Genomic DNA, 9,215 nt, shown 5'->3' with positions numbered 1-9,215 from the left:
GAGATAGCAGCCGACATCGCAAAATAAGACAACGCTCCAATAGCAATCTTTTTCATAATAAAACCTCTTCTAATTAATTTTTTACCGCTCTAATTTCTCTTACTGCCAATTGGCCTCGTCCCAATTAGACGAATCCCAGACTGCATTCTCTGTGTTCGGATCTGGCTCGCAGCTATCACCCACACCATTCGCATCGCTATCGACCTGGTCTGCGTTAGCTACTTCAGGGCAGTTATCTACATTGTCGCCAATGCCATCGCCGTCGGTATCTGCCGTCTCATTGGGGTTTTCAGGGAAGGCATCACGGTTATCGCCCACGCCATCACCATCGGTATCAACTGATTCGACAGGGTCTTGGGGAAAAGCATCTGCATTATCACCAACGCCATCACCATCGGCGTCATTGGTTTCCGCAGGATCATTTGGAAATGCGTCGGCATTATCGCCTACACCATCGCCATCTGAATCCTTGGACTCTGCCGAATCATTCGGGTAGCTATCCGCATTATCACCAACACCGTCACCATCTGTATCAGTGGTTTCTGCTGCGTCACCGGGGAACGCGTCGCGGTTATCGCCGACACCATCACCATCGGTATCTTTGGACTCTGCCGGATCGTTCGGAAAAGCATCTGTATTATCGCCAACGCCATCGCCATCGGTATCTTTGGATTCAGAAGCATCACCAGGAAACGCATCCGCGTTATCGCCTATACCGTCGCCGTCGCTATCTTTGGTTTCTGCCGGATCTTCAGGGAAGGCATCTGCGTTATCTCCCACACCATCCTTGTCGGAATCTCTAGACTCCGCGGGGTCGTTAGGGAACACGTCGCTGTTATCGCCAACGCCATCGCCATCACGATCACTCCACTCACTTGCGTCATCCGGAAAGGCATCACAGGCATCACCGTAAGTATCCGAATCACGATCTTCCTGAGTTTCGTTGCTCACCGTAGGACAATTATCGCTAGCGTCAGCTACCGAATCCTCATCAATATCCGGAGCCGTTCGCGCCTGCTTCGGTGATTCAGATACCGTGCCATCTTCCATTGCTTGCGTGTTTTGGTCGTTACCGGTCGTTTCTTTTTCCGCAACCATCACTTTGCTCACCTCAGAAACCGGGGTATCCGTACCCGGAATTTTCAAGGTAGATGGATCAACGGTCACTGCTGCCGCGACATCGCTTACATCATTAAACTCCTGTATCTGTCCGGTAGCCGAGCTTCCGTCAATCTCGCCGTCACTCAGATCCTTTGCCAATGCATCTACTAAGGAGTCAGCAGTTACTGTCGACGCGCTATTGTTGGCAACGGCCTCTTTCCGAAGGTTTTCTACAACCGCCGAGAACGCCTCAATAGCCATACGATACTGAACAGATTTACGCTGCGCTTCGACGGTATCCGTGTTTTGCGTAACCAGCGGCGGCGTAGTATTCAGATTAATATCGGCACTTACGCCAAAACCAAACACGCTTGCTACTTGTTTACTGGCAACTTTGAATGCGCTGAGAAATTCAGTGCTAGAAACCACGCCATCTCCGTCGCCGGTATAGGGCTGCTTCGTGGAGTCTGCATTCTCAACAGCCAGCTTGTATGCCGCGGTGGTCAGTGGCGAGGGATACACAGGTGAGGACAACTCACTGCTGTCTACTACCGTTATCAAACGTTTCACCACAGGTTGGCCACCCGTTGTGATATCAACGGTATCGTCGTCTGCCAATACTTCCAAAATAAGTAGTTGCGGCAAGGGTAACGTTACCGCAAGCCCTGCAATTTCAGCTCGCGCGTTTGTTTCACCAGTGGCGATGCTCGCGCCTTTGAAGTCATCCGAGCCCGCGAGAAACGCATAGGCATTGACAACTGCGCCTGCCAGCGGCCCTTTTACACCCGACCCGCTAATCGCTTGCGTGTTGGCGGTTGCATCAGGTGAAGGTGCATCTGATGCGGATTCTGGTGGTGGCGCTGGATCATCGCTACCCCCTCCACCACCGCCACACGCGGCCAGGATTGATAACCACAGGGCAATAGAGCCCCGTCTCGCCCATTCACGAGCGAAATTAGTTTGATTCATCAAGTCTCCCCCCTCGAGAGAATTTGTGAATTGCGACGTAAAGGAAATTGGCGTTAGATCGTTATTGTTAGTATGAACAACACCTCGATATGAAATAATTATCTTTGCCCATCACCACTTCATGCAATGTGACACAGTTCAAATCTATAACGGTTGAAAACAGGGGTCAACAGATCAATAGAAATTTTTTATGATTTAACTAACGCTATATTTATGGCGTTAAATCTAAGTTGCTTACAATCCAATCCGCTCAAATGTACTCGCCGCTTTACACTATGGTTAGACGATAAAACACGATTCAGTTAGCAACCCGCTTTAAACGATAGTGACCACCAACACACGTAGGAAATAGAGATCCGATGAGGTCTAGTAATAGACATACAAAGTGCGACAAAAAAAATCATTCGGGCTATCACATATTATGAGCTTAACTCTAGGCCATCCGATATGAGACCACCCGCAGCGATCTGTTAGTTAGCAGTCGCTACCGCACCGAGCGTCTGTGCGGAGGAACTCCCTATACTTTTGAAATGCATTACCCAGCAGCGATAAGCGAAGGAGGGATATGTGGCAGTACCGACGAAATACAATATTGGTTTAGTGCATTGCACCACGCACTTTGCATACACGACCCGCCGCGACCTACAGTAAGCGAAAACGGGTCGGAGCAGACGAATGGCTTATCGCGTAGTGCAATGGAATGCTGGCAATGTTGGCCGGCGCGCTATTATCGCCATACAGCGCAACCCAAACTTGGAGCTGGTTGGCTGCTATGTTCGCGACAGCGATAAAGCTGGCAAGGATGCAGGCACCCTTGCAGGTATCGAACCGATCGACGTGGTCGCCTCGCAGAATGCCGATGCTCTGCTGGCACTCAAACCCGATTGCGTAAGCTACAACGGTCTCTGGGCCAACGCGGACGACTTCTGCGCCATACTCGAGCGCGGAATCAATATCGTTACCACCTCGGCCTTTATCACAGGGCATTCTCTCGGTGAAGAAGCCCGCAATCGCATTCTGTCCGCCTGCGAGAAAGGCAACAGCTCGATTTTCGGCAGCGGTATTCACCCCGGTTTCAGCAGCCTGCTTGGTCTGGTCGCCGCCGGCTTATGCGATAAGATCGATTGCGTGTCGGTGCTGGAATCCGTCGATGCAAGCGGCTATGCCTCCAAGGAAACCTGGGAAAGCTGCGGGTTTGGTGCCCCCATTAACACTCCCGGGCTAAGTGATACCCTGCGCGAAGGCTCGAAAGTGTTTTCCGAAGGTGTGCGCGTGGCCGGCATGGCCTTGCAAATTCCCTTCGATGATATTCGTTTTGACGCCAGCTTTTCCGCTGCGGTTGAAGACTGCGACTTTGGGTTTATGCAGATTGCCAAAGGCTGTGTTGCTGGAGTCAATGCCGCATGGCAGGGCATTTACCGTGGACGGCCCGTGGTTGAGTTGAAATATCGCTGGAAAATGGGCACTAAGGTAGAGCCTGATTACCCCCTGCACGAGGGCTACGTTGTGAATGTACAAGGCCGCCCCAATGTCAGCTTCACCCTGAAACACTCATTGCCAGATGACGAACAGCCAAGCAGTGCTATTGAAGCCATGCAGTCGAATCTGATCACAACAGCACTACCTGCCATCAATGCCATACCTGCCGTTTGCAGGGCGCCGGCCGGGATTCGAACCTATGCCGATCTACCCCTGATAACCGGCGCCGGGTTTGTCGGATAGCCCCTAACTGGGGCTAAAAAGCAGCAGGCTGCACAGAGCAACTCGCAATAGTGGCCACTCACTTCCACTGAACAACCCGATTGCTGCGTGACTCTGGCCGACCAAACCACTACAATACGCGCGCCTTTTTTTGAGGCTCTCTGGCGCATTTTCTACTTAACGATCAAAGGTATTGTTTTGAAAAACGTTTTTTTACTGGCCGTCGCGGTCATGATTTCCGGCCTCGGCTTTGCCCAAACCCCTGCCATCGAGCTGAATTACGGTGAACCCGGTCCTCGTGCGGGCACAGGTTTTGGTGACCTCCGCCCAGTAGAGCGCTCTAAAGCCGAAGCGCCGGTGCAGGCAGCGCTGCAACACATTGCAGAACTGGTGCGCTCTGGCATGCACGAGGACTACACAGGCAACAGCAAAACTCGCCTGATCATTGATGTGGCCGCGGACCATAGCAGCGGCCCGGTAGTAAACGACAATGGTAAGCTGCGAACCGAGTTTCGCGTACGCTTGAAAGTACAGCGTCATCGCGCCGTGTTTGAACACCAGATCTATCAGGTGTCCGCACCGGGTGATGCGTTTCGCGAAGAGCTCGCCAAAGCTGTTCAAGGTTTTATGGCACAACCAGAAGTAGCCCGCCACTTCGGCTACGATTCAAGTCAGGCACTGGCGCTGAATTAACCCCGCTACTGTCGCGTTAAACTACGCCCTCTTCTACTTTAAGAGGGCATCCGCCAGCGTCAGGCCGAGCTCCAATCCAAGCCCCCGTAGGTTGCCAGCGATCACGCCGCCCCCTCCACCTTAGAAATACCAGTTGAGCTCAAGCTGCAGGTAATCGTCATTCCGAGCAAGGAAAAATGCTTCGTCTTGCGGCGAAATGTCATGTAACACCCTGGCTTCCAGGCTTAGTTTCATACGGTTGCCAATGCGTCGACTAAACTCCACACTATAAAACTGACTGCGTTCATCCAAGTCAACGACCACACCCGCCAGCAGCGCCGTACCGACAACATCATTGGCAGCCCAGCGAGCGCCGACGAATGCATCGTTCTGAAAACCACTTCCTCTGGTGCCGCGCTCGTCCCACAGATACTCCAGCAGTACGCCAATATCGCTGGCGCCGCCGGCAAGACCATAAATCGTATATTCAAAGCCGAGGCTGGCCGCAGCGTATCGATCCCGCGCTGCGATACCGGGATTCGTCGCCGCCCCTCGGCGATTGAATTCATCGCGCCACAGTGCCTCTGCCTTGAATAGCCAGTCACCCACCGTGTATTGGGCATCCACGCTGAACTGATCCATCAAACCGTAAAATGGTCGAACAGACTCGATCTGGTACCCGGGTTGCGCCAGCTCCCGGGTTGCGCCGGCACCCACACCGAGTTGCGTGGCAAGGCCGTACAATGTGGCGCCCGCAGGGCCCAGCGGGCCAGACGCGGTCAGACGAACAGCACCGGGCACCCACTTGGGGTCGCGTTGGGTTCCCGAAAACCAGGCCACGCCGTAATCCAGAGCACCCACCCAGCCCTGATGGCGAAGCGCCCAGTCCAGGTGGCTTTGTTCAGCACCCGATTCGTAGAGAGGATTCCCGTCGTCAATTGGCAACGGCGACCGAAATCGACCTTCACGCCCTGGGAAGGCTCTCTCGCGAAAGTAGGGCAGTAGAAACAGTCGTGTACTGCTCCCATTGTCTGCAACGTAGTTAAATCGCAGCATGGGCTGGCCAAGTTTGTCTTCACCATCGAGGTTCTCCAAGGCATCGTCCTGATTGATCGTATCAATCAGATGCAATACTTCGGTGCGCCCCCAGAACACGCGGGAAACGCCGAGCAGTATTTCCCAATGCCCCAGCACGCCCTGCCAGTGGAGCTCGCGAATATCATTATGGCTTCGTTGCTCGTCAACCGCTTCAATTCTCGCAAACGGCGCGAAGGTGACGCTATGCGCGCCACCATTCCATTCGCCATACCACTGAGGCGTAAGCGCCAGTGAAGCCGCGTGGTCAGATTGCGACGCATAGAGCGCCTGTTCCGTATAAGCGCGCAGCTCTAACTGCAGGTCAACTTCTACGGTATGACGATCTAGCCCCAATACCGGCCCTGCGACTATCATCAGTGCCAAATGGCCGATGACACCTTTCATCAACGCATTCTCGCCAGTCCGGACTGGTTAAACTGACGCTCATCTAAGCCAGTGGCAAAACGGAAGTCGGTAAACGTCAGTGTGGTGCTTTTCAGCGTCTGATGATTCACCATTTCCAATCGCGATGCGCGCCAGTGCTTGTCGAGGTACTGCTGGTAGTCGTGGAAGGTCAGTGTTTTCAGGTGGCTCTGTTTGCGGTCGTAGTACTCCACCTTTTGCACCCGATACTCCGCCTTATCGAGCCACACCACCTGTCGGGAATATCCAGAATTTTCATCGACCGGGTCGCGCTCGATGACAAAACATTCCTGGCCATTGAGCGTTTCGTCGCGAAGGTAGCGATACGTATACTTTTCGACCTCCTGAGAAGAAATGTCCTCATAGGCAAACTCGGAACCCATAAATGGCCCCGACTTGTTACTGGACGCAATGCGTTTTACGCGTTTCAGCGCCGGCAGGTAAAGCCATTGATCGTCGTCGCCCACCCGATGACTGAAGGTGAGCAAAGCCGTTCCACGGACATCTCGCGGCTCATCAAAAACGATCAGGCTCTTGTCGCCATCGCCGTCCACTTCCAGTGATTTATTGCGCATTTCCCGCAGACTTTCATCACCCTGTCGATTACGCAGTAACATTGACATCGAAGCGCTGGAATCACGCCAACCAAGGTCGCGGCGGTCCGCTTCCCGAGCAATCGCAAGCCCCTTTTCCTCGGCGGTGAGACCGTTGTATTCGGCTAGAGATAAAGCGCTCAGCAACATTAACAGCGGCAACAGCATCATGCGGGATATGACTTTAGGATGCAGGAGTTTCATATGTGGCCTCCAATGGCAGTTCTGATTCAGTTTCCGGGTCACGATCAGCCCACAGCAAAATAACTGGCAGCAGCAGGAAATCGGTAACCAGGGCACTCACAATACCCATTACCGTTAGCAGCGACATACTGGCGGTGGGATAAAACGCCGAGTAACAAAGCACTAGAAACCCTAGCGCCAACGTCAGCGACGTAACCAACAGCGCCGAACCCACTGTACGGAAAGTATGAACTACCGCCTGCGCCGATGTGAAATTCTGTTCCCGTCGTGCACGCAGATACTTGCTCATAAAGTGTATCGTGTCATCGACGATGATACCCAGCATAACACCCATCGAGAACGACATCGTGAAGTTGATCTCGCCGTTATAAATAGCCCACAAACCAAAGGCCATTCCCATGGGGAACAGGTTAGGCACAATACTGATCAGACCGAATTTCAGGCTACGCAGTGCAAGCACCAGAATCACCGAAATGCCCAACAGTGCCAGCGGAATGCCCACGGCCATCGAGCTGAAATTACGCTCGGCGATAAAAGCAAACATCACAGCCGGTGATACACCATTGGCCGCCATGTCCGGCGCGTTGGTTTTCAGCCAATGTTGACCTGCATACAGTATTTCCCGGGTTTCACGTGACTTTAAGTGCTCAAGCGTCACAATGAATCGCGAGGCCGATTTATCGATATTGATGCTGTTATTAAGATCAAGTCCAAAGGGCAATGAAAACTCGTAGAGCAGCAGATACTGCGCTGCCAAATTGCGCTCTTCAGGTAACTTGTACCAGTCCGGATCATCGCCGTGCAGGTTTTTATTCAGGCGCTTGAAAATATCGGAGATGCTGGAAACATGCATCACTTTTGGATTTTCGTACCACCAGTTTTTAAAAGCATCGAGTTGCGCCAAATACTCTGGATCAGCCACGCCGTTTTTTGCCGGCAACGAAAACTCCATGGTGTACAGGCCAGTAATATTGTCGGCCATAAAATCCGAATCATTGCGAAACTGTATTCGTTCATCAAAGTAATGAACAAATTTGTCATTCGCTTCGTTTAAGGGAATAAGCGCCATAAGACCGATGGAAAGTGCCGCCGCTGCCCAGAATACCGGCTTGGCATTGCGCACCGTCCACTCGCCAAGTGCTGTCATTCGCATCGACATGAAGCTACGCCGTTGCGCGGGGACACGCACCGGCAAAATGGCGATGAGGGCGGGCAGCAGGGTAATGGAGAACAGCCAGGCCAGAATGGCTCCCATGGCAGAGATATTGCCAAGATCATGCAACGGCGGTGAATCGGCAAAGTTGATGGACAACAATCCCAGCGCCGTCGTGATGGAAGTAAGAAACACTGGCATAAAATTCAGACGCAGCGATTCAACCATCGCGTCATTTTTATTCATGCCTTCGCGCATCAGCGCAAACAGTGAAACCAGGATATGCACGGAATCCGCCACCGCGAGCGTGGTTATGACGATCGGCGACACCGCGGAAGGTGAGGTGAGATTAATGCCCAGGTAGCCAGCCAAACCCATGGCCCCAGCTGTCGAAAATACTATTACCAGTACCGTCGCCAGCGTGGCCGTCGCAGAGCGCAAGAAAAGATAGACCACCACAACAAGCAACAGGTACATCAGCGGATAGAGCGACTGAATATCCGCCTGGGACGCCTCCGCAAAGGTATTGCTCATCATATTAGAACCGCTGAGATAGACGCGGTGCTCTGGATACTCGCGAAGCAACTCATCACGCAACAGCCGTGTTGCTGCTACCGCTTCGGTGACCTCCGTTGGCGACTTACCCAGATACTGATGATTAATCGCCACCGCCAACACATGACCTTCGCGGCTGGTTAGACGGCCCGCCAACAAGGGCTCATGAGTCGCAATATCTCGTATGCGTTCAAGATCAGCCTCTGACACGGCATCAGGGTCTGCTACCAGATCTGCAACCAGGAGGTCATCGGCTTCGGCTTGCGTGTGCTGAAAGTTGGTTATCGAATCTACCCGGATAACATAAGGTAGTTCCCAGGCGCGCTCGGTAAAGGCGTGAACCAAACTGAGGGTTTTACGGGTATAAGCGGTGTCGGTTGGTGGCTCAATCACCACCATGGTGATGTCATTCTTATTGTAGATATTCTGAACTTCGTCGAAAGCTTGCAGCTGCGGATTCTCTGGCCCGAAGTAAACACGGTAGTCCGTTGAAAATCCGAGATAACGACCACCAGAGGCCAGCAGTCCAGCGACAAGCACAGACAGGCATAACGTCAGCCACCGATGAGCGACAATCAAGCGGCCCATTCGCACTACAAACTCGTCAATCGCGTTTAGCATGGCGATCTCCCCCTTATCAGCAAGGGCCCTATTAAATCACAGCGACGGGAACGGGAGTGTCTTCAATCATCCACTGCTTTCGCACAAGCCTTGTGCGAAAGCAGTGGATATTCATGCGGGTAACGGTCTAAACGCTGAAAGTGGAT

The 9,215-nt window shown here is 52.8% G+C and carries 6 protein-coding genes; 2 read left to right on the top strand and 4 right to left on the bottom strand.

Annotation, left to right across the window (positions count from 1 at the left end; genetic code table 11):
• Positions 1 to 99: 99 nt before the first annotated feature.
• A complete protein-coding gene (locus AC222A_RS18045; protein ID WP_486775381.1) occupies positions 100 to 2,070 on the bottom strand; it encodes a thrombospondin type 3 repeat-containing protein in 1,971 nt (656 codons plus the stop codon).
• Positions 2,071 to 2,745: 675 nt separating this feature from the next.
• Here AC222A_RS18045 and AC222A_RS18040 point away from each other — a divergent pair.
• Together AC222A_RS18040 and AC222A_RS18035 are read left to right on the top strand one after the other, a co-directional pair.
• Positions 2,746 to 3,792, top strand: a complete 1,047-nt coding sequence (locus AC222A_RS18040; protein ID WP_486775380.1) for an NAD(P)H-dependent amine dehydrogenase family protein — start codon at positions 2,746 to 2,748, stop codon at positions 3,790 to 3,792.
• A gap of 177 nt (positions 3,793 to 3,969) precedes the next feature.
• The gene (locus AC222A_RS18035; RefSeq protein ID WP_372749465.1) at positions 3,970 to 4,464 is read left to right on the top strand and encodes a hypothetical protein; all 495 of its coding nucleotides are present in this window, start codon (positions 3,970 to 3,972) and stop codon (positions 4,462 to 4,464) included.
• A 120-nt stretch (positions 4,465 to 4,584) separates the two neighbouring features.
• Here the strand turns inward: AC222A_RS18035 and AC222A_RS18030 are convergent, their stop codons facing one another.
• From AC222A_RS18030 to AC222A_RS18020, 3 genes are read right to left on the bottom strand one after another with little or no spacing between them, the layout of a single operon-like run.
• On the bottom strand, positions 4,585 to 5,925 hold the full coding sequence (locus AC222A_RS18030; RefSeq protein WP_486775379.1) for a hypothetical protein: 1,341 nt from the start codon (positions 5,923 to 5,925) through the stop codon (positions 4,585 to 4,587).
• On the bottom strand, positions 5,925 to 6,740 hold the full coding sequence (locus AC222A_RS18025) for an outer membrane lipoprotein-sorting protein (protein WP_372749754.1): 816 nt from the start codon (positions 6,738 to 6,740) through the stop codon (positions 5,925 to 5,927). The genes AC222A_RS18030 and AC222A_RS18025 overlap by 1 nt, the downstream gene beginning before the upstream one ends.
• A complete protein-coding gene (locus AC222A_RS18020; RefSeq protein WP_372782000.1) occupies positions 6,721 to 9,069 on the bottom strand; it encodes an efflux RND transporter permease subunit in 2,349 nt (782 codons plus the stop codon). The genes AC222A_RS18025 and AC222A_RS18020 overlap by 20 nt, the downstream gene beginning before the upstream one ends.
• Positions 9,070 to 9,215: the final 146 nt, after the last annotated feature.

Source organism: Litorivivens sp., assembly GCF_057445395.1.
This window is presented reverse-complemented; position numbering and strand designations above follow the sequence as displayed.

Coding starts and splice junctions, on each gene's coding strand:
- AC222A_RS18030 (WP_486775379.1), bottom strand. CDS start 5,925: ATGAAAGGTGTCATCGGCCATTTGGCACTGATGATAGTCGCAGGGCCG.
- AC222A_RS18045 (WP_486775381.1), bottom strand. CDS start 2,070: ATGAATCAAACTAATTTCGCTCGTGAATGGGCGAGACGGGGCTCTATT.
- AC222A_RS18020 (WP_372782000.1), bottom strand. CDS start 9,069: ATGCTAAACGCGATTGACGAGTTTGTAGTGCGAATGGGCCGCTTGATT.
- AC222A_RS18025 (WP_372749754.1), bottom strand. CDS start 6,740: ATGAAACTCCTGCATCCTAAAGTCATATCCCGCATGATGCTGTTGCCG.
- AC222A_RS18040 (WP_486775380.1), top strand. CDS start 2,746: ATGGCTTATCGCGTAGTGCAATGGAATGCTGGCAATGTTGGCCGGCGC.